Source organism: Amycolatopsis mongoliensis, assembly GCF_030285665.1.
GTDB lineage: Bacteria > Actinomycetota > Actinomycetes > Mycobacteriales > Pseudonocardiaceae > Amycolatopsis > Amycolatopsis mongoliensis.
In genome coordinates this window covers 9,757,611-9,779,335 of the sequence record NZ_CP127295.1, presented here as the reverse complement: position 1 = coordinate 9,779,335, position 21,725 = coordinate 9,757,611, and the positions used below count along the sequence as shown (strand labels likewise).

At 72.7% G+C, this 21,725-nt stretch carries 14 protein-coding genes; 8 read left to right on the top strand and 6 right to left on the bottom strand.

The features are described from left to right. The first annotated feature begins 2 nt into the window (after positions 1-2). From der to QRX60_RS46795, 3 genes are all read left to right on the top strand, one after another. A complete protein-coding gene (gene der / locus QRX60_RS46805; protein WP_285997909.1) occupies positions 3-1,472 on the top strand; it encodes a ribosome biogenesis GTPase Der in 1,470 nt (489 codons plus the stop codon). A gap of 254 nt (positions 1,473-1,726) precedes the next feature. Further along, on the top strand, positions 1,727-5,677 hold the full coding sequence (locus QRX60_RS46800) for a Pls/PosA family non-ribosomal peptide synthetase (RefSeq protein ID WP_285997908.1): 3,951 nt from the start codon (positions 1,727-1,729) through the stop codon (positions 5,675-5,677). A 90-nt stretch (positions 5,678-5,767) separates the two neighbouring features. Then, positions 5,768-7,183, top strand: coding sequence for a M1 family metallopeptidase (locus tag QRX60_RS46795; RefSeq protein ID WP_285997907.1), 1,416 nt, complete (start codon positions 5,768-5,770; stop codon positions 7,181-7,183). Positions 7,184-7,190: 7 nt separating this feature from the next. Here the strand turns inward: QRX60_RS46795 and QRX60_RS46790 are convergent, their stop codons facing one another. Further along, on the bottom strand, positions 7,191-8,027 hold the full coding sequence (locus tag QRX60_RS46790; protein WP_285997906.1) for a class I SAM-dependent methyltransferase: 837 nt from the start codon (positions 8,025-8,027) through the stop codon (positions 7,191-7,193). Positions 8,028-8,076: 49 nt separating this feature from the next. On the opposite strand from QRX60_RS46790, the gene QRX60_RS46785 reads away from it, so the two are divergent. From QRX60_RS46785 to QRX60_RS46770, 4 genes are all read left to right on the top strand, one after another. Then, a complete protein-coding gene (locus QRX60_RS46785; protein ID WP_285997905.1) occupies positions 8,077-8,712 on the top strand; it encodes a TetR/AcrR family transcriptional regulator in 636 nt (211 codons plus the stop codon). Between the two features lie 145 nt (positions 8,713-8,857). Continuing rightward, positions 8,858-11,158 (top strand): glycosyl hydrolase family 95 catalytic domain-containing protein, encoded by a 2,301-nt coding sequence (locus tag QRX60_RS46780; RefSeq protein ID WP_285997904.1) that lies wholly within the window; start codon positions 8,858-8,860, stop codon positions 11,156-11,158. A 20-nt stretch (positions 11,159-11,178) separates the two neighbouring features. Beyond that, positions 11,179-13,455 (top strand): glycosyl hydrolase family 95 catalytic domain-containing protein, encoded by a 2,277-nt coding sequence (locus QRX60_RS46775; protein ID WP_285997903.1) that lies wholly within the window; start codon positions 11,179-11,181, stop codon positions 13,453-13,455. 85 nt (positions 13,456-13,540) lie between these two features. After that, positions 13,541-14,521: a peptidylprolyl isomerase gene (locus tag QRX60_RS46770; protein ID WP_285997902.1), complete on the top strand. Its 981-nt coding sequence runs from the start codon at positions 13,541-13,543 to the stop codon at positions 14,519-14,521. A 133-nt stretch (positions 14,522-14,654) separates the two neighbouring features. Here QRX60_RS46770 and QRX60_RS46765 read toward each other — a convergent pair whose 3' ends face one another. The 3 genes from QRX60_RS46765 to QRX60_RS46755 form a co-directional block, all read right to left on the bottom strand. Continuing rightward, positions 14,655-16,397: an FAD-dependent monooxygenase gene (locus QRX60_RS46765; RefSeq protein WP_285997901.1), complete on the bottom strand. Its 1,743-nt coding sequence runs from the start codon at positions 16,395-16,397 to the stop codon at positions 14,655-14,657. Next, on the bottom strand, positions 16,394-18,169 hold the full coding sequence (locus QRX60_RS46760; RefSeq protein WP_285997900.1) for a maleylacetate reductase and hydroxyquinol 1,2-dioxygenase domain-containing protein: 1,776 nt from the start codon (positions 18,167-18,169) through the stop codon (positions 16,394-16,396). The genes QRX60_RS46765 and QRX60_RS46760 overlap by 4 nt, the downstream gene beginning before the upstream one ends. A 133-nt stretch (positions 18,170-18,302) precedes the next feature. After that, entirely contained in the window at positions 18,303-19,178 is an 876-nt protein-coding gene (locus QRX60_RS46755) for a helix-turn-helix domain-containing protein (protein WP_285997899.1), read from the bottom strand. A 112-nt stretch (positions 19,179-19,290) separates the two neighbouring features. Here QRX60_RS46755 and QRX60_RS46750 point away from each other — a divergent pair, with 112 nt between their 5' ends. Further along, entirely contained in the window at positions 19,291-20,076 is a 786-nt protein-coding gene (locus QRX60_RS46750) for a DUF4184 family protein (protein WP_285997898.1), read from the top strand. Here the strand turns inward: QRX60_RS46750 and QRX60_RS46745 are convergent. Continuing rightward, the gene (locus QRX60_RS46745; RefSeq protein ID WP_285997897.1) at positions 20,043-20,837 is read right to left on the bottom strand and encodes a siderophore-interacting protein; all 795 of its coding nucleotides are present in this window, start codon (positions 20,835-20,837) and stop codon (positions 20,043-20,045) included. The genes QRX60_RS46750 and QRX60_RS46745 overlap by 34 nt on opposite strands. Then, positions 20,837-21,724, bottom strand: coding sequence for a PDR/VanB family oxidoreductase (locus QRX60_RS46740; protein WP_285997896.1), 888 nt, complete (start codon positions 21,722-21,724; stop codon positions 20,837-20,839). The genes QRX60_RS46745 and QRX60_RS46740 overlap by 1 nt, the downstream gene beginning before the upstream one ends. Position 21,725: the final 1 nt, after the last annotated feature.

Here is a 21,725-nt window from a genome sequence, read left to right as displayed (position 1 = left end):
TGATGGAAGAGTTGGACAGCGTCGGCGAAGTCGACGGCACTTGGTCGGACGAGACCGAGTTCGCCAGGCTCGACGCGCAGATCGAGGCGGCGGAAGCGGCCGAGGAGGCCGCGCTCGCGCAACCGGTGCTCGCCGTGGTCGGCCGGCCGAACGTGGGCAAGTCCACGCTGGTCAACCGCATCATCGGCCGCCGCGAAGCCGTGGTGCAGGACGTGCCGGGCGTCACCCGCGACCGCGTCGCCTACGACGCCTACTGGGGCGGGCGCAAGTTCACCCTGGTCGACACCGGCGGCTGGGAGCCGGACGCGACCGGGCTGCAGGCCTCCGTCGCCGCCCAGGCCGAGCTGGCCATGCAGACCGCGGACGCGATCTTGCTGGTGATCGACGCTTCGGTCGGTGCCACCGCCACCGACGAAGCCGCCTCCAAGGTGCTGCGCCGCTCGAAGAAGCCGGTGCTGCTGGTGGCGAACAAGGTCGACGACGACCGGCTGCTCGCGGACACCGCGTCGCTGTGGTCGCTCGGCCTCGGCGAGCCGCACCCGGTCAGCGCGCTGCACGGCCGCAGCTCCGGCGACCTGCTCGACGCCATCCTCAAGACCCTGCCGGAGGCGCCGCGCGAGGGCGTCGCCGCGACGTCGGGCCCGCGGCGCGTCGCGCTGGTCGGCAAGCCGAACGTCGGCAAGTCGAGCCTGCTGAACAAGCTGTCGGGCGAGGAGCGCTCGGTCGTCGACTCGGTCGCCGGCACCACCGTCGACCCGGTCGACTCGCTGGTCGAGCTGGACGGCGAGACCTGGCGGTTCGTCGACACGGCGGGCCTGCGCAAGCGCGTCAACTTCGCCGCCGGCGCCGAGTACTACGCCTCGCTGCGCACCAAGACCGCGATCGACGCGGCCGAGGTCGCGATCGTGCTGCTGGACGCGGCCGAGCCGATCTCGGAGCAGGACCTGCGGGTGCTGACCATGGTCGTCGAGGCCGGCCGCGCCTGCGTGCTGGCGTTCAACAAGTGGGACCTGGTCGACGAGGACCGGCGGCACGCGATGGTCCGGGAGCTGGAGCGCGGCCTGGTCCGCGTGCCGTGGGCGGAGAAGGTCAACGTCTCGGCGCTGACCGGCCGCTCGGTGCGCAAGATCGCCCCGGCGCTGCGGACGGCGCTGGCGTCGTGGGACAAGCGGGTGCCGACCGGCCAGCTCAACGCCTGGCTGTCCGACCTGATCGCGGCCACCCCGCCGCCGGTCCGGGGCGGCAAGCAGCCGAAGGTGCTGTTCGCGACGCAGGCGGGCATCCGGCCGCCGACGCTGGTGCTGTTCACCACCGGCTTCCTCGAGGCGGGCTACCGCCGGTTCATCGAGCGCAAGTTCCGCGAGAAGTTCGGCTTCGAAGGCAGCCCCGTTCGGGTGAATGTGCGCGTCCGCGAAAAGAAGGCGAAACCGAAGGTCGGCGGAAAAGCGGCCAGGCCCGCCAAGTCCCGGTGATTTCTTGACGTCCCGGCCGGCGTGATCCGCCGAATGCGACCTGGATCACGCTGGTCAGGGCGGTTGTGGTGAGGTCCGACACTCCGTCGTGATCTCGAAGATATGTTTCCTTCATCTGCGAGTATGGTGGAGGGTCGTTGCGGGCGCCTCATTCAGGAGTGCAAGCCCGGTGAGGCTCCCGGAAGGTGAGTGGTGGGCTTGCGCGCCCATAGTTCGTCCCTGCACGTCTTCGTCGTGGTCGAGGTGAAGGCCCGATGACCGTCACGATCGAACCCGCCGGATCGGTCCCGGAGACCGACGCGGAGATCACCGCGCCGCTCGCCTGCGTCGCCGAGGTGACGCACGCGCCCTCGGCCACGCCGGTCGCCGACCGGGCCCTGTTCTGGTCCGGTCTCGGCGCCAGCGAGCGCACCCTGCTCGACGTCCTCGCCGCCACGGCGGAGCGGCACCCCAACGCCGCCGCGATCGACGACGGCACCACCACCCTGACCTACCGCCGCCTGCTCGAGGAGATCGAGGTCTACGGTCGCCGCCTGCGCGGTTACGGCGTCGGCCTCGGCGACCGCGTCGGCATCCGGATCTCCTCCGGCACCGCCGAGCTGTACGTCGCGATCCTCGCCACCCTGTCCGTCGGCGCCGCCTACGTGCCGGTCGACGCGGACGACCCGGACGAGCGCGCCGAGCTGGTTTTCGAAGAGGCCCAGGTCGCGGCCGTCGCCACCGACGGCAAGATCACCGTCCACAGCACCCCGGGCGGCCGCCACGGCGTCCCCGGACCCGCCGACGACGCCTGGATCATCTTCACCTCCGGCTCCACCGGCAAGCCCAAGGGCGTCGCAGTGAGCCACGCGAGTGCCGCCGCGTTCGTCGACGCCGAAGCCGAGCTGTTCCTCACCGAGGAGCCGATCGGCCCGGGTGACCGGGTGCTGGCCGGCCTGAGCGTCGCCTTCGACGCCTCCTGCGAAGAGATGTGGCTGGCCTGGCGCCACGGCGCCTGCCTGGTCCCGGCGCCGCGCGCGCTGGTCCGCACCGGCGTCGACCTCGGCCCGTGGCTGGTCGCACAGCGCATCACCGTCGTCTCGACCGTGCCGACGCTGGCCGCGCTGTGGCCCGCCGACGCGCTCGAAGACGTCCGCCTGCTCATCTTCGGCGGCGAAGCGTGCCCGCCGGAGCTGGCCGAGCGCGTCGCCGTCGAAGGCCGCGAAGTCTGGAACACCTACGGCCCGACCGAGGCCACCGTCGTCGCCTGCGCCGCGCAGCTGACCGGCGAAGGCCCGGTCCGCATCGGCCTGCCGCTGGCGGGCTGGCAGCTGGCCGTGGTCGACGACGACGGGCGGCCGGTCGCCATGGGCGAGACCGGTGAGCTCGTCATCGGCGGCGCCGGCCTGGCCCGCTACCTCGACGCCGAGAAGGACGCCGAGAAGTTCGCGCCGCTGCCGTCGCTGGGCTGGCAGCGCGCCTACCGCTCCGGCGACATGGTCCGCGCCGAGGCCGAGGGCCTGCTGTTCCTCGGCCGCCTCGACGAGCAGGTCAAGCTCGGCGGCCGCCGCATCGAGCTGGGCGAGGTCGACGCCGCGCTGCAGGCCCTGCCGGGCGTGCAGGGCGCGGCCGCCGCGATCCGCCGCACCAAGGCCGGCAACCAGGTCCTCGTCGGCTACGTCGTGCCCGCCGCCGGTGTCCCGTTCGACCTCGACGAGTCCGCGACCCGGCTGCGCGAGCACCTGCCCGCCGCGCTGGTGCCGCTGCTGGCCGTCGTCGACGACCTGCCGACCCGCACCTCCGGCAAGGTCGACCGCAACGCCCTCCCGTGGCCGCTGTCCACAGTGGACGCCACCGGGCTGTCGCCGACCGAGACGTGGCTCGCCGAAGGCTGGGCCGAGATCCTCGGCGTGTCGGTCGACGACCCGAAGGCCGACTTCTTCACCCACGGCGGCGGCAGCCTGACCGCCGCGCAGGTGGTGGCCCGGATCCGCACCCGGCACCCGCAGGTGTCGGTCGCCGACATCTACTCCCACCCCAAGCTGGGCGCGCTGGCCGCGATGCTGGACGCGCTGTCCGGCCAGGCCACCGAGCGCCGCGAGATCGCGCCGACCCCGCGTCGCGCCGGGGTGATCCAGACGCTGCTGATGGTCCCTCTGATGGGCCTCGTCGGCCTGCGCTGGGCGACCCTCGCCGCCGCGCTGTCGAACGTGCTGTCCCTGCTCGGGTTCGCCTGGGCGCCGACGCTGAACTGGGCGTGGGTCGGCCTGGCCTGGGTCGCGCTGTTCAGCCCCGCGGGCCGGATCGCCATCGCCGCGGGCGGCGCGCGCGTGCTGCTGTCCGGCGTCCGCCCCGGCACCTACCCGCGCGGTGGCAGTGTCCACTTGCGACTGTGGACGGCCGAGAAGCTCGCGGAGTTCAGCGGCGCGGACAGCGTCGCCGGCGCGTCCTGGATGACCACCTACGCCAAGGCGCTCGGCGCGCGGATCGGCAAGGACGTCGACCTGCACTCGCCGCCGCCGGTCACCGGCTTCCTCAAGCTGGGCCGCGGCGCGGCGATCGAGCCCGAGGTCGACCTGACCGGCCACTGGGTCGACGGCGACGTCGTGCACATCGGCAAGGTCCGCGTCGGCGCGGAGGCCCGCATCGGCGCGCGCAGCACGCTGTTCCCCGGCGTCCGGATCGGCAAGGGCGCGGAGATCGCGGCCGGGTCGACCGTCCGCGGCGTGGTCAAGGCCGGTCAGCACTTCGCCGGTTCGCCCGCGGCGCCCGTCGGGAAGGACGGCAAGGACGCGAAGGACGCGCTGAAGTGGCCGTCGAGCCGTCCGCCGCGGTCGCACTTCTGGGCCGCCGTCTACGGCGCGACCTCCCTCGCGCTCGGCTTCCTGCCCGGCGTCGCCGCGCTGGCGGGCGTCGCCGTGCTCGGGTACGCGATCGCGGGCGCCCCGACGCTCCTGGCCGCGTTCACCCAGGCGCTGATCTTCGTCCCGGTCGCGACCGTGGTGTACTTCGCCGCGTACATGCTGCTCGTGCTCGCCGGCGTCCGGGCGCTGAGCATCGGCATGGTCGAGGGCTACCACCCGGTGCACGGCCGCGTGGCGTGGCAGGTCTGGGCCACCGAACGTCTGATGAGCATGGCCCGCGAGGGCCTGTTCCCGCTGTACGCCAGCCTGTTCACGCCGGTGTGGCTGCGGCTGCTCGGCGCGAAGGTCGGCCGCAACGTCGAGGCGTCCACCGTGCTCGCGCTGCCGAAGATGACCAAGGTCGACAGCGGCGCGTTCCTGGCCGACGACACCATGGTCGCCACCTACGAGCTCGGCCACGGCTGGCTGCACGTCGCCCCGGCCCGGATCGGCAAGCAGGCCTTCCTCGGCAACTCGGGGATGACCGCGCCCGGCCGTTCGGTGCCGAAGCGCGGCCTGGTCGGCGTCCTGTCCTCGACGCCGCTGAAGGCGAAGAAGGGCTCGTCGTACCTCGGGATGCCGCCGCTGCCGGTCCGCCGCGCGATCGGCGACGCCGACACGAGCCGCACCTACACCCCGGCGCTGCACCTCAAGGCGGCGCGGGCGCTGGTCGAGCTGTGCCGGATCATCCCGGTCATGTGCGCGGTCGCGCTGACCGTCACGGTCGCCTTCGGGCTGCTGGGGGCGGCGTCGGCGTTCGGCTTCGCGGTGGCCGCGCTGCTGGCCGGGCCCGTCCTGCTGGCCGCCGGGATCGTCGCGGCACTGACCGCGACCGTCATGAAGTGGCTGCTGGTCGGCAAGTTCCGCGAGGTCGACCACCCGCTGTGGAGCTCCTTCGTCTGGCGCAACGAGCTGGCCGACACCTTCGTCGAGGCCCTCGCGGTGCCGTGGCTGATCGGCTCGATCGCCGGTACCCCGCTGCTGCCGGCCTGGCTGCGCACGATGGGCGTCAAGATCGGCCGCGGCGTGTGGCTCGAGACGTACTGGCTGCCCGAAGCCGATCTCGTCGAGCTCGGCGACGGCGCGACGATCAACCGCGGCTGCGTCGTGCAGACGCACCTGTTCCACGACCGGATCATGAGCATGTCGCGGGTGGCGCTCGGCGAGGGCGCGACGCTCGGCCCGCACGGCATCGTGCTGCCGGGCGCCGGCATCGGCGCGCGCACCACGGTCGGCCCGGGTTCCCTGGTGACCCGCGGCGACGAGGTGCCGGCCGACACCCGCTGGCTCGGCAACCCGATCTCCGCGTGGACGGGTAAGTAGAAGGTCACGAAGTACGCGCCTGGCTCGCCGGACTCACCCGTCCGTGCGAGCCTGGATTGGTACGTCGGCACGAGGAAAGGTTCGGCACGGGTGATTTCGAAGGCTCCGGCACCCGGCGCGGATACTTCCGGTGACCCCTACCTGCCCGCGCACGGCAACGGCGGCTACCGGGTCCGGCACTACGAGCTGAACCTCGACTACAAGGTCGCGCCGAACCGGCTCTCGGCCTCGGCGGCGATCACCGCGGAGGCGACGCAGGCGCTTTCCCGCGTCAGCCTGGACTTCGGCGAGTTCCGGATCAACCGCGTGCTGGTCGACGGCAAGCCCGCCAAGTACCTGAAGCGCGGCGCCAAGCTGCACGTCAGGCCGGCGCGGTCGATCGCGGCGGGTGCCGCGTTCCTCGTCGAGGTGCACTACGTCGGCAACCCGCGCCCGGTGCGGAGCCGCTGGGGCGACGTCGGCTGGGACGAGCTGACCGACGGCGCGCTCGTGGCGAGCCAGCCGGTCGGCGCGCCGTCGTGGTTCCCGTGCAACGACCACCCGGCGGACAAGGCGACCTACCGCGTGACCGTGACGACGGCGTCGCCGTACCTGGTCGCGGTCACCGGCAACCTGGTGGACCGCTACACCGCGGCGAGCACCACGAGGTGGGTGTACGAACGTCCCGAGCCGACCGCGACGTACCTGATGAGCGTGCAGATCGGCCGCTACGACGAGCTCGAGCTGACCGGCCGCGGCTGGTTCCCGCACACGGGGGTCAGCTCGCGGCGGCTGAGCCTCGGCTTCGGGCGCGCGAGCGGGCGCGTGGAGTCGGTCCTCGAAGCCGTGCCGCAGCGCGCGGCCGTCCCGCCTCGGCTGCGTCGCCTCTTCGAGCGCGACTTCGGGCGGCAGGGCCGGATGCTGGAGATGCTGCAGCGGCTGTTCGGCCCGTACCCGTTCGGCGAGTACGTCATCGTCGTCACCGACGACGAGCTCGACGACCCGATCGAGGCGCAGGGCATGGCGATCTTCGGCGCCAACCACGTCGACGGCCGCCGCACCCACGAGCGGCTCGTGGTGCACGAGCTGGCCCACCAGTGGTTCGGCAACAGCCTGACGGTGGCCGACTGGAGCCACATCTGGCTGAACGAAGGCTTCGCGACCTACGCCGAGTGGCTGTGGTCGGAGGAGTCGGGCGGGCAGTCGGCGCAGGCGCTGGCCCGCGGCTGGCACACGCGGATCAAGGCCAAGCCGGCGGACGTCCGGATCGCCGACCCGGGCGTGGCCCGCATGTTCGACGAGCGCGTCTACAAGCGGGGCGCGCTGACGCTGCACGCGCTGCGCGCGGAGATCGGCGATCCGGCGTTCTTCGCGTTGCTGAAGGCGTGGACGGGGGAACACCGGCACGGCCTGGTCACGACGGAGGGCTTCGTGGCCATGGCGGAAGCGTATGCGGCCCGGTCGCTGGACTCGTTCTTCACGCGCTGGCTGGAGACGCCGGCGCTCCCCGCCCTTCCGGGCGCCTGACCCCCGGTCAGGGACGGGCGGCGCTGACCAGCCAGACCGCGCCGGGGATGCGGACGCCTTCGGGGGTTTCGTACGCCTCGAGCCCTTCCCGCAGCCGGGCCCGCGCCGGTTCGACGACGCTCGGGTCGAGTCCGGCCAGATTGCTGCGCACCGGTCCCTGCCCGAGGATGAACTCGGCCGCGTCGGCGGCGTCGCGACCGTAGTCCATGAGCGCGGTGACCGGTTCGACCGCTGCGCCGGTGAACCCGGCCGCGTCGAGCACTTCCCGGATGCGGGCCGGGTCGGTCAGGGAGCCCATGCCCCGCGAAGCGGGCGACGGTGCGCGCAGCAGGGGCTTGAGCGCGCTGGTGGCGCGGGCGTAGTCGCTCTCGGGCCCGCCGGCCTGCGGACCCATGAACACCAGCCGCCCGCCGGGCCGCAGCCCGCGCCGGATGTTGGCGAACGCGGCGACCTCGTCCTCGAAGAACATCACCCCGCCCTGGCTGATCGCGACGTCGAAGCCGGCGTCCGGGAAGGAGTGGACCTGGGCGTCCCCCTGCTCGAACCGGACGTTGGCGAGGCCCTGGGCCGCCGCGTCGGCGCGGGCGCGCTCCAGCATCGGGGCCGAGAGATCGACTCCGACGACGGTTCCCCGGCCGGCCCGCCGTGCCGCCAGCAGCGTGACGTGGCCGGTCCCGCAGCCGACGTCGAGGACCCGGTCGTCCGGGGCGATCGCGGCGGCGCGGAAGAGGCCGTCGTTGAAGGCGCCGACAGTCGCGTTGTAGCGGGCGCGGTTGCGCGCCCAGTGCGCACCCTCCCAGCCGTTCCAGGCTTCGGCTTGCCGGGTGTTGGCGATGGTTCGCATGGGACCTCCCGTGCTTACTAGAGTGAGACTCTAGATGTACACTCTAGTAATGGCACAGCGCAAGGAAGGGCCGAAGCGGGTCCGTGACGCCGCTCAGACGCGCAAGCGGATGCTGGACGCGGCACGCGAGCTGTTCGTGCACAACGGCTACGGCGCGACGACCCTCAAGGAGATCGCCGACCGGGCCGGCGTCGCCGTGCAGACGATCTACTTCACCTTCGGCAACAAGCGCGTGCTGCTCAAGGAGCTGGTCGACGTGGCGATCGCGGGTGACCTCGAACCGGTCGCGACGCTGGATCGGCCGTGGTTCCAGGAGGTCCTGGCGGCCACGACGGCCGAATCGCACCTGCGGCTGCACGTCCGCGGGACGCGCGGGATCCTCGAGCGCGTGGCCCCGATCGTCGAGATGCTGCGCGCGGCCACCGCCGCCGACCCGGCGCTCGCCGGGCAGTGGGACGACGACGCCGATCCACGGTTCGCCGTCCACCTCGAAGCCGCCCGGTCCCTGGTGGTCAAACCGGGGGCGCGGGCCGGGGTGACCGCCGAGCACGCCGCCGACCTGTTGTTCGGAGTGCTCAGCCCGGAGCTCTACCAGGTGTTCGTCCGCGACCGCGGCTGGTCGCCCGCGCGGTGGGCGGGCTGGGCCGCCGACACCCTGGTCTCCCAGCTCTGCCAGAAGGGCTGACTCTCTCGTCGTGCCGCAGATACATCGGATGTATCTGCGGCTTTCTGGGTGAACAACCCTGGTCTTTGGGGACTCTGTCTGCAAACATGGCCGGACGCCGCCTGTGGATCTCGTGAAACGTAGTATGAATGTGAAAGGACGCTTCATGGACGCAGTGTCGCGGCGTACCGTGCTCCGCTCTGCCTCGGTCGTGGCGGGAGCTGCCGCGTTCGGTGGCCTGTGGGCGAGGGCGGCCGCGCCCGCGCTGGCCGCCGCGCACCCGGCGAACCCACACCGGGACGTCGCCGCCGACGCGCGGATGATCTGGAAGCGACTGCCGAAGAACTGGCAGGAAGGCCCGTTCCTGGCCAACGGCTACCTCGGCGCGCAGGTCTACGCCGGGAAGACGCCGCAGGTGCTCAAGGTGATGCTGAGCCACACCCAGGTGCAGGACCAGCGCATCCAGTGGGAGGCCGGGATCGGGTTGTCCCGGCTGCCGATCGGCTTCCTGACGCTGACCCTGGCCGGCGCGATCACCGCCGTCGACTGGACGCTCGACCTCTACAACGCCGAGCTCGGCGGCACGATCACCACGACCCAGGGGTCGGTCGCGTTCTCCGCGGTGGTGCACAACGACCTGGGCGTGCTGCTCGTCTCGCTGACTCCGAGCGCGGGTGAGGCCGGCGCGGCCTGGGCGTTCCAGCCGCTGGAGTCGGCGACGACCCGGACCGTGCGCAAGCCCCCCGAGTACGTCGCGAACCCCGCGCCCGAGCTCGGCGACGGCTACTGCGCCCAGCCGATGCTCGCCGGGGGCGGCTACACGACGGCCTGGCGCGAACGCACGATCGGGGCGCGACGGCTGCTCGCCGCGACCGTCGCCTACAGCTTCCCGGGCACGACGCACACGGCGGACGCCCTCTCGGCCGTCCGGAAAGCGCTTGCCGCGAACCCGGACGCGCTGCTCGCCCGCCACCGCCGCTGGTGGAACGACTACCACGCGCGCAGCTTCGTTTCGGTGCCGGACAAGCAGGTCCAGCGGTTCTACTGGATCCAGCTCTACAAGATCGCGGCCGCGACGCGGGCGGACGGGCCGGTCGTGTCCGAGTGGGGCCCGTGGTTCCCCGAGGTCGGCAACAGCTGGACCGCGGTCTGGTGGAACCTCAACGTCCAGGTCACCTACCCGATCGTCAACAGCAGCAACCACCCCGAGCTCGACGCCGTCACCGAGACCTTCCGGCGCGACCACGCGAACCTGGAGACGTCCGTGCCGCCGGCCTACCGCGACGGCGACACCTACGCGCTCTCGCACCCCGGTGACTGGCGGCTGCGCCCCGGCGGCACGCGCTCGGTCGGCGTCCCCGGGACGACGTCCAAGACGGACCAGACCGGGAACCTGCTGTGGGGCCTGCACAACGTCTGGCTCGCCTACCGGCACCACCTGGACCGGCGCGTGCTGCGCGACGTCCTGTACCCGACGCTGGCGAAGGCGCTGAACTTCTACCGCCACTTCCTCTTCACCGGCCCCGACGGGTACCTGCACCTGCCGCTGACCCGCTCGCCGGAGTACGCCGACGCGGCCGACTGCACCTACGACCTGTCGCTGATCCGGTGGGCCGCCCGCACGCTCGTCGACTCCGCGCGGATCCTGCGCCTCGACGAGCCGCGCGTCCCGATCTGGCAGGAGATCGGCACGAAACTGGTGCCCTACCACGAAACCGCGACCGACGGTGTCCTGATCGGCGACGGCGTGCCGCTGGCCGCCTCGCACCGGCACTTCTCGCACCTGCTGTGGCTGTACCCGCTGCGGGAGAAGGTCTGGGACCGGGCGGGCGACCGCGACCTCATGACGAGGACGTTCCGGCACTGGATCACCGACCGGACGGCGTGGCACGGCTACAGCTACGCGGCCGCGTCGTCGATGAGCTCGGTGATGGACGCGCCCGAGGAGGCGTTGCGCTACCTGAAGTTCTTCCTCGACCGGAACGTCGTGGCCGACACCGAGCTGACCGCGAACACGATGTACCGCGAGGGCTCCAACTTCGCCGTCGAAAGCCCGATCACCGCCGCCCAGTCCGTGGTGGACATGCTGATGCAGGGCTCCGGTGGCGTGCTCAAGGTCTTCCCGTCGGTGTCGGCGACCTGGCGCGACGCCTCGATCGCGGGCCTGCGCGCGGAGGGCGCGTTCCTCGTGGACGCCTCCCGCCGCGACGGGAAGACGGAGTTCGTGCGCGTGCACAGCGAAGCCGGCGAGCCGCTGGTGCTGCAGCACGGCGTCACCGGGGACGTCGACGTCCGTGACGAGCACGGCCGACGGCTGCCGTGGCGCCCGGCCGGGCCGGGCCGGATCGCGATCGGGCTGCGGCGCGGCGGCACCGCCGTCGTCACCCCGCGCGGCGGGCGGGGTGACTTCGCGCCCCGGGACGTCCCCGCCCTCGGCTCCGCCCCGGCATGGGGTCTGCCCAGCTGAGTTTCGACAAGGAGGTCGGAATGGACATCACCCGCAGAACCGTGCTCGGCGGGGCACTCGCCGGGATCGCGGCGGGCGCGGCGGGGATCACGCCCGCCTTCGCCGACGCCCCCGGCAGCGACGACTTCGGCTGGGCCGGGTTCCTCGGCACCGCGGACCTGTACTGGCGACGGCTGCCGAAGACCTGGTACGAGGGCCCGTTCCTGGGCAACGGGTTCCTCGGCTCGGGCAGCTACGCCGAACCGGGGCGGAACGCCATCCGCTTCACCGTCCAGCACAGCCAGGTCCAGGACCACCGCCCGGAGTTCGGCTCGCTGTTCGGCCTGGCCCGGCTGCCGATCGGGTACTTCACCCTCGAACCGGTCGGGGCGATCACCGCGATCGACTGGCGGATGGACCTGTGGAACGCCGAGCTGACCGGCACGATCACGACCGCGGCCGGCAGCCTGAGCCTGCGCGCGATCGTCCACACCGGACAGTCGCTGCTGGCCGTCGAGGTCCGCCCGTCCGAGGGGGAACGGGCGTTCGCGTGGGTGTTCCACCCGGCGGTCGCCGTCAGCCCGCGCGCCGACCCGGTGTGGAACAAGCCGCCGCCCGCCGGCTACACCGCGAACCCGGCGGTGCAGCTGTCCGGCAGCGGCGACGCGCGGCTGGCCGTCCAGCCGCTGCTGGCCGGCGGCGAGCACGTGACGGCCTGGCGGGAGGTCACCCGCGGCGGCACGCGCACGCTGTACACGTCGGTGGCGTGGTCGCACCCGGCGAAGACGGCGGCGGCGCGGGCGCTCGGCACGGTCCGCCGCGCCGAGCCGTTCGGTGCGCTGACCCAGGACCACCGGCGCTGGTGGCACGACTACTACCGGGCGAGCTTCGTGTCCATTCCGGACACCCGGCTGCAGGGCTTCTACTGGATCCAGCTGTACAAGATCGCGTCGGCGGCCCGGCGCGAGGCACCGGTGATGGCGACGTCCGGGCCGTGGCTGGAGAACACGCCGTGGCCGGCGACGTGGTGGAACCTCAACGTCCAGCTCGAGTACTGGCTGATCCACGGCTCGAACCACCTGGAACTGGACGCCGTCAGCTTCGCCCTCGACAAGTACCGCGCCAACCTGACCAGCCAGGTCGCGACCCCGTACCAGGCCGATTCCGCGGGCATCCCGCGCACGACCGACATGACGCTGCTCAACGGTGTTTCGAACGCCACGAGCGGGTTTCCCGTCGGGGTGCCGGGGCAGGACCCGCCGACCCCGGAGGTCGGCAACCTGACCTGGGCGCTGCACAACGTGTGGCTGTCCTACCGCCACACCATGGACCGGAAGCTGCTGACCGGCACGCTGGTCCCGTTGCTGCGCAAGGCGATCAGCTACTACCTGCACTTCCTCGCGCCGGGCCCGGACGGGAAGCTGCACCTGCCGCCGACGTTCTCGCCCGAATACGGCGTCGACGCGCCGGACTGCAACTACGACCTCTCGCTGATCCGCTGGGGGTGCAAGACGCTGCTGCAGACCGCGCCGGGCGACCCGCTGGCGCCGAAGTGGCGGAACGTCCTGGCGTCGCTGGTGGGCTACCCGGCCGATGCGAACGGGTACATGATCGGGGCCGGCGTGCCGTTCGCGAAGTCGCACCGGCACTACTCACACCTGCTGCAGATCTACCCGCTCCACGACGTCACGTGGGAGCAGCCGGAGCACCGGCAGATCATCGAGACGTCGTTGAACCACTGGGTCGGCTTCGAGGGCGCGCTGCAGGGCTACACGTTCACCGGGGCCGCGTCGATCTCGGCGCAGATGCTGCGCGGCGAGCAGGCGGCGTTCTACCTCGGCGAGCTGCAGCGGCGGTTCATCCAGCCGAACACGATGTACAAGGAGTCGGGGCCGGTCATCGAGACGCCGTTGTCGGCGGCGAAGTCGATGCAGGACATGCTGGTGCAGAGCTGGGGTGGCGTGGTCCGGCTGTTCCCGGCGGTGCCCGCGGCCTGGGGTGACATCGCGCTGCGGGACTTCCGCACCGAAGGCGCGTTCCTGCTGAGCGCGTCCCGGGCGGGCGGGAAGACGCGCTGGCTGAAGGTGCACAGCGAGGCCGGGGCGCCCTGCGTGCTGCGGCCCGGCATCGAGGGCGAGCTCGTGGTGACGGACGCGCGAGGTCGTGCGCGGCGCCGGCGGCGGTTGGCGAACGGGGACGTGCAGGTGGAGCTGGGGCGCGGTGAGGACGCCTTCGTGTACCGGAAGGGGGACCGGCCGGACTTCGGGGTGCGGCCGGTCGAGCCGTCCGGGCCGAGCGTGCCGTGGGGGCTGCCGTGAGGGGACGATCGGGCCGGCTTTCCGCGTTCGTGCCCGGGGAGCCGGCCCGCCCGGCAGAATGGGCTTCCTGACGAGGGGAGCGGGGATGAGCGAGCCGGGGGAGCGACCAGGCGGGGACAGTCCGGGCGGGGCACCGCCGTGGCCGCCCGGTCCGGGATCCGGCCCGCAGCAGCCTCGCCAGCAGTTCTCCCAGTACCCGCAGTGGCAGCCGCCGGTCCCGCCGAAGAAGACCTCGCCCGCCGCCGTCGTGCTGATCACCGGTTCGGTCGTCGTCGTCATCGTGATGGCGCTGGCCTTCCTGGCCTGGGGCTATCCCGGCTTCCTGCGCGACGACGAGGCCAAGAGCGCCATCGGGACGGGGCCCGCGACGTCGCCCCCGTTCCTCGCCCCGTCGTCGTCGACGACCACCGCCCCGAGCGCTGCGTACACGCTGCCCAATATCGGCCCGGCCCGGATGCCGAAGCGGTCGAAGCCGCTGGCCGACCCGGTGACCTGCGCCTTCACCCCGGACTCGACGTCACCGGCGCCGAAGAAGGTCGCGCCACCGCCCGACGGCCCCGCGTCGTCGTCCGGCACCGTCCCCGTGCGGCTCGCGACGAGCGCGGGCACCATCGGGCTCACCCTCGACCGCGCGCTCGCGCCGTGCACCGTGGTCAACTTCCTGAGCCTGGTGAAGCAGGGGTTCTACGACGGCACGTCGTGCCACCGGCTGTCGGTGACGTCCGGGCTGCAGATGCTCCAGTGCGGCGACCCGGTGGGCGACGGCACCGGCGGCCCCGGGTACACGATCCGCGACGAGGTTTTCCCCGAGCTGACCTACGGCCGCGGCGTCCTCGCCATGGCGAAGACGGCCGAGCCCGACTCGGGTGGGTCCCAGTTCTTCCTCGTCTTCGGCGACGTCCGGATTTCGCCGGAGTACACGGTGTTCGGCAGCATCGATGACGCCGGCCTCGGTGTGCTGGACAACGTCGCCCGCGGCGGCATCGACCCGTCCCGCCCCGGCATCGGCGACGGCAGCGGCCCCCCGAAGATCCCGGTCACCTTCACCCAGGTCACCACCCCGTGACAGAAGGGCCGACACGCGTGATTGAGAGGTCGACACGCGTGATTGAAGGGTCGACACGAGCTACCGCGGCCGGTCCCGGCGTGTCGTCGCTTCAATCACGCGTGTCGGCTCCCTGATCACGCGTGTCGACCCTTCACGCACGGTCGAGGAGGGTTCGCAAGGCGGTCAGGAGGGACTTTGCCGCCTCGAGGGACGCGGTGTGGTGGCGCCAGGCGACGTAGCCGTCCGGGCGGACCAGGAGACAGCCGTCTTCGTCGATGCCGCTGAGGCGGGACCAGTCGCCGTACGCGTCGCGGCCTTCCGGGTCGCCGACGCGCACCGCGCGCAGGTCGAGGCCCAGCTCGGCGCCCGCCTTGGCCGCCGCGTCGCACCACGCCGTGCCGGTCAGCCCGGTCAGCACCGTCCAGCGGCCGCCGCCCACGAGGTCCAAAGTGGACACCCGACGCCCGTGCGGGCCGACCAGCCAGGCGTGCGGCAGCTTCGCCCCCGGCTCGGTGCTCGGCCGGTGGAACAGCTCGGGATCACGCTCGGCGAGCGCCACGACCCCGTCGGGCAGCACCGCGCCCGACGAGTACCGCTGGTCCATCTCGACACCGTGGGCGTTGAACTCGTAGTGCTTCAGCTCGATGGCCTTCTCCAGTTCACGCCGTTTCGCCGCGCCCTCGGCCGTGGGCGCGAGGCAGGTCTCGAGCCCGGCGGTGATGCCGTCGGCGTCGGTGTCGCCGGTGATGCCCAGCGCGGCGAAGATCGGCCCGAACTGGTCGCGGCTCAGGTTCGCGCGGTCGACGATCTGCTTGCCGACCGGCGCCCGCTCCGCGCTGTAGCTGTCCAGAAGCCCTTCGCCCGCTTCGCCGCGAAGCACCATCGCGAGCTTCCACGCGAGGTTGTAGGAGTCCTGGATCGAAGTGTTCGAGCCGAGCCCGTTGGACGGCGGGTGCCGGTGCACCGCGTCCCCGGCGCAGAACACCCGGCCGCTGCGGTACTCGGTCGCGTAGTTGTGGTTGACCGTCCACAGCGACGTCGAGGTGATCTCGACGTCCAGGTCCGGGTCGCCGACCAGGTCGCGCACCAGCCGGGTCGCCTCTTCGACGTCGACCTCGGGCGGGGCCTGCTCGATGTCGTAGCCCCAGGTCAGCAGCCACTCGTTCCACGGCCGCACCATCCGGACCAGGCCCATCCCGATCCCGCCGAGGTGCGCGCCCGGCCGCATCACCCAGTACAGGACGCTCGGGCGGTGCGCCACGTACGGCGCGAGGTCGGCGGTGAACGTGATGTTCATGCTGCCCGCCTTGCCGGTCTGCCCGGCGATCGGCAGGCCGGCCTGCTCGGCGACGCGGCTGCGCGCGCCGTCCGCGCCGATCAGGTACCGGGCGCGCAGGGTGAACTCGTCGCCGCGGACGCGGTCGCGGAACCTGGCCGTGACGCCGTCGGCGTCCTGGGTGAAGTCGAGGAACTCGGTGTCCAGCCGCAGTTTCGCGCCGCGCGCGGCGGCCTCACTGGCCAGGATCGGCTCGAGGTAGGTCTGCGGCAGGTCGATCATGTGGCACGGGCTCGCCGCGGCGTACTCGGCCGCCGAGGCGTCGCCGGTGCCCCAGCTGGCGATGCGGCCGATCTCCGGCCCGGTCAGGGACGTGCAGAGCACGGTGTCGCCCATCAGCTCCGGCGGCGTGCCGACGTCCAGGGCCTTCTGCTCGACGCCGAGGTCGCGCAGCACCTCCATGGTGCGCTGGTTGGTGATGTGCGCGCGGGGCGTGTTGGCCATCCAGCCGTACTTGGTGGCCAGCACGGTCGGCACGCCGTAGGTGGCGAGCAGCAGCGCGGCGGAACCGCCCGCCGGGCCGCTGCCGACCACGATGACGTCGGTGTCGTAGCTCATCTCGTGCTCCCTGAGATCCGGAAGGTGAACTCGAGCCGCCGCCCGACTTCGCCGGGCTGCTCGGTGAAGTCGACGATCAGGCCGTCCTTGACGCCGAACACGGTGTCCGAGTCGAGGTATTCGCCCCCGGCGACGAACAGCTGGGTGATCAGCGTCCGGTAGCCGGGCTTGGCGATCATGAAGTGCACGTGGGGCGCCCGGTAGGGGTGCCGCCCGACGGCGTCGAGCAGCTGCCCGACCGGGCCGTCGGCGGGGATCGGGTACGCGCTCGGCACGATGGTCCGGAACCGCAGCCGGCCCTCGGCGTCGGTGCGGAACCGGGCGCGCAGCACCGGGCCGTCGACGTCGGGCAGCTGGACGTCGTAGAAGCCGTCCTCATTGGACTGCCAGACGTCCACGATCGCGTCCGGCACCGGCCGGTCATCGGTGTCGGTGACCCGGACGTCAGTCCACAGGGGAGTGCCCGTCAGCCCCTCCGCGATGTCGGCGCCCTGCGGGGTCTCGGGCGGTCCTTCGACGTAGAACGGGCCGAGCACGGCCGACGGCGTCGTGTCCGGCGTGCGCGAGTTCGTCAGGACGTCGACGACGCTCGACACGCCGAGAGTGTCCGACAGCAGGATGAACTCCTGCCGGGTCTCGGTGGTGATGTGGCCGGCCCGGGTCAGGAACCCGATCGCGTATTCCCACTCGTCCTGCGTGAGGTCGGTGCGGATGGCGTAGCCGTGCAGCGTCTCGACCAGGTCCGTGAGGAGTTCGCGGACGCGGTCCGGCGCGCCGGCGAAGCTGTCGACGACCTGTTTCGTCAGCGCCTTGAGGCTCGGGGGACTGGCCGGGCGGGTGCCGTTGACCGCTTCGCGGAGCAGGCCTGCTTCCGGCTCGTCGGCGATGTCGGCTTCGGTGAGGCCCAGCTCGGCCAGCGAGTGCGGGATCGGGAGGCTCGCGGCGAGTTCGAAGATCTCACCGGCGTCCTCGAGCCCCTTGTGAGCCATGACGTACGGGAGCAGGACCGCGTGCGTCTCCGCATGGGGAAGGCCGAACTTGCCGCCGAGGAGGTGGCAGAGCTGGTGGTGCAGGCCCATCGAGACGGCGTCGAGACAGGTGCCGGCCAGCCACGCGCCGCGCAGGGCGTCGGTGCGGGCGTCCACATCGGACGGATCCTTCGCGATGCGGGGCAAGGCGCTCGTGAGCAGCTTCGCCGCTTCCGCGGCGAGCAGGTCGGTCATCGGGTTGGCGTCGGGGGCGTAGCGGGCCTCGACGGCGTGGGCGAGCGCGTTGAGGCCGCTGGCGGCGGAGAGGGGCACGGGCAGCCCGAGCGTGAGGTCGACGTCGTAGACGACCGTCTCCGGCCGGACCTTCGGGTTCTTCTGGGTGGTCTTGCGGCCGTCGGCGGTCTGGCCGAGGACCTCGGTGAGTTCGGAGCCCGCGTACGTCGTCGGGACGATCAGCTGCGGCAGGTCGGTGTGCAGGGCGATCGCCTTGGCCAGCCCGGTGGCCGAGCCGCCGCCGATGGCGACGACGCCGTCGACGTCGTACTCGGCGACGACCTTGAGCGCGCGCTCGGTGACGTCGACGGGGGTGTGCATGGCAGCGTCTTCGAAGCGCGCGGCCAGCAGCGGGCCGAGCACCTCGGCGGCGCGGTCGGCGTACCGGGGACTGCCGACGAGCAGGACGCGGCGCAGCCCGAGGCGGCGCGCCTCGTCACCGAGGGTGCCGAGAGTGCCGCGGCCGAAGACCACCCGGACGGGGTTCGCGGCGTAGGTGAACGAGGTCATGCGGGGGAGTATCCGGTTGCCGCGCGGTGGGGTCCTGCACGTTCGTGCTGCGGAGCGGCACGAAACGCGCGTGCCGCCCGACGGGCTCCGCGCCGTGATCGGCGTGACCAAGCCGGAACTCACGTGATCCGGGTCAGCGTGCCCGGCGCAGCGCTGCCGGGGTCGTGCCCAGCTGGGCACGCAGCACCCGCGTCAGATGCTCCTGGTGGGAAAAGCCGCAGCGGACCGCTATCTCGGCGATCGGGTCGGTGCCCGTGCGCAGCAGCAGCCCCGCCTGCTCCACCCGCAGCCGCAGCAGGAACCGGTGGGGTGGCACGCCCGTGCGGGCCTTGAACTGCCGCGAAAACTGGCTCACGCTCAGCCCGGCGAGCGCGGCCAGCTCCGCCAGCGGCACCGGCTCGGCCAGGCGCTCCGCCATCAGGTCGCGGACCCGCGCGAACTGGCGGTCGGAGAGACCCCGCGCCGGCTCGGGCTCGCGGGCCGGGCCGGCGCGGTGGCGGCGGACCAGCTGCGCCGCGACGAGCGCGCCCAGCTGGTCGGCGTACGTGCGGGCGCTCGGCTCCCAGTCGCGGACCACGCCGTCGAGGCTGAGCACCAGCTGTTCGAGCAGGGGGTCGGAGCTGCCGAGCTCTTCGGCGAGCCGCACCGGCGCGTGCTCGCCGGCGGCCTCCTGCACGGCGTCGTCGGCGACGTACACGTGCACGGTTTCGAGGTCCCCGCCGAGCTCGACCGACAGGTCCGCGTGCGAAGGCTGCAGGAACAGCCCGCCGGCGGGCATCCGGTGGCTGCGCTCGCGCGGGGTCCCGACGCCGCGCCGGACCGTCACGGGCCCGTCGAGGTGCAGGATCAGCTGGTGGCTGCGGGCGGGCGCGAACTCGGCGCGGTAGGGACGTTCCCGCTGCTTGGAGACGTAGACCCGGTCCCAGCCGAGCCCGGCGCTGGTGCGTTCGGGCCGGACCCAGGGCAGCGCGAGGATGCCGTTGGTGTCGGTCAGCCCGAGTTCGCCCACGCCTGCCTCCTCGACGTCGAGGCTGCCCGCGATGGTACGCGACGCGCGCCCGGCCAACCGGGTACGCAGGCCAGGCGTCCTCCTGCTGTCCGTCCGAATCCCGGGGAGTCCGTTGCCGTTCACCTTCGCCCACCCGGCCGCCGTGCTGCCGCTGGCCCGCCGGCTGTGGCTGCCGGGCCTCGTGGCGGGCTCGCTGGCGCCCGACGTCGCCTACTACCTGCCCGTGCCCGGCGGCGAGCTCACCCACGAGCCGCTCGGGCTCGTGACGCTGGACCTGCTGCTGGGGCTGGTCCTGGTCGTGGCGGGTTACGCCGTGCCCGGCCCGGTCCTGGCGCTCGGCCCGGCGGGCCTGCGGGACCGGGTGCCGCGGCCGGCCGTGCGCGTGCGGTGGCCCGCAGCGGTGGTGGCGATCGTGGTGGGAGCGGCCACCCACCTGCTCTGGGACGCCTTCACGCACACGGCCGGCTTCATGGTCCGGCACTGGCCGCTGCTGGGGGTGCCGGTGACCGGGCCGCACCGGTTGTACAACGTCGTCGGCTACGTCTCCTCGGTGCTGGGTCTCGTCCTGCTCGGGGTCGTGTCGGTGCGCTGGTACCGCCGGACGCCGCGGGCGGACCGCGCCTGGCCGGTGCTCCCGCGCGCCCTCCGGACGCTCGTGCTCGCCGGGCTCGGCGTGGGTCTGGTGGCCGGCGCGCTGCTCGGCCTGACCGATCCGGTGAGCCGGGTGAGCGGCTACGACTGGGTGCGGTGCCTGCTGCTCGGCGCGGTCCGCGGGTTCGCCCTGGCCGCGGCGGTCTACGTGCTCGCCTGGACGGTCGGTTCGCGTACCCGGACCGTCGGCTCACGAGCCGGCTCTCCGGGTGCTCAGCCCGGTGCGGCCCGGCCGTGGCGCCAGTAGCCCAGGAACGCGATGCCGGACTTCGCCCAGCCGCGGTCGCGCACCAGGTGACGGCGCACTCCCGTGGCCAGCGCGGCTTCGCCGGCGACCCACGCGTAGGCCCGGCCACCGGGCAGGTCGGCCGCGAGGACCGTCTCCAGCGCCAGCACCCCCGGGCGGCCCGGCCGGGGACGCGGCAGCCAGTGCACCCGCACCCCCGGCGGGGCCGAGACCGCCCGGACGTCCGCGGCCGACGGCACCTCCAGGAACACCTCGGCCACCAGGTCGGCCGGAGCGTGCTCGAGGATCGCCAGGATCGCCGGCACCGCGCTCTCGTCCCCGGCCAGCAGCTGCCACGCCACCCCGGGCGGTGGCAGGTAGCTCACGCCCAGGTCGAAGATGCCCGCCGGGTCGCCGGGGCGGGCGCGCCGGGCCCACGCGGCCGCCGGGGCGTCCCCGTCGTGGAGCGCGAACTCGATGTCGATCTCCCCGGGACGCGCTCGCCGGACCGTGTAGTTGCGCACCCACGGCCGGCGCGACTTCGGCAGCATCAGCACTTCGGCCATCCAGCCCTCGTTGTGCAGGGTCGGCATTCGCAGCCCGTCCTGGCCCACCCGCGGGAAGAACAGCCGGACGGCCTGGTCGTCGCCGGCCACCTCGAGGTCCGCCACCCCGGGGCCGCCCAGCGTGATGGTCCGGAACGCCGGGCTGGGCGCGGTGTTCGCGAGGACTTCGAGCGTGATCATCCGCCGGGAAGAAGGGCGGCGCACCTTCGGGATCATCAGACGTCCAGCACGAGCCGCGGCGACAACGCCCGCGACACGCACGCGTACATGCGCCCCGGCGGTGTGCCGATGTCGTCCCGGTGCTCGGGTTCGCCGTCGAGCACCGCCAGCTCGCAGCTCCCGCAGACGCCTTCGCGGCACCCGGAGGGCACCGGGCGCCCGGCGTGGTTCAGGGCGTCGAGCAGCGACTCGTCGGCCGGGACCTGGATCGTCGCCCCGGACCGCGCGCAGACGACCTCGAACGCGGAGTCCGGCCCGAAAACGCGCTGCGTCGGCTGGAAGCGTTCGGTGTGCACCCGCGGGAACACCGCCTCCGCCGTGGCCAGCATCGACGCCGGTCCGCAGCAGTAGACCTCGGCCTCGGGGGCCACGGCAAGAGAGGCGAGATCCGGCCGGCCTCGGGAGAACAGCGAAACGCGTTCGCCATACGTGTCAACGAGTTCCGCCGCGAACGGCATGCTCGAAGCCGACCGTCCCACGTACACCAGCGAAGCGGCCGCCCCGGCGGTGACGGCCGCCTGCAGCATCGGCACGATCGGCGTGATCCCGATCCCGCCGGCCAGGAACAGGTACTCCGGTGCGGGAACGAGCGGGAAGTGGTTGCGCGGCGAGGAGACTTCGAGCGTCCGTCCCGGGCGGAGGTAGCAATGGACGTACTCCGACCCGCCCCGGCTCAGCGGGTCGAGCCGGACGGCGATCCGGTACGCCGAGAGGTCACCGGGGTCACCGCACAGCGAGTACTGCCGCGTCAGCCAGTTCGGCAGCGCGAGGTCGATGTGCGCCCCCGGCTCCCACGCCTCGAGGAGCCCTTCATCACCGCGAAGCACCAACGAGACGACGTCGTCGGCGACCCGCTCGACGCTCTCCAGCATCGTTTTCTGCATG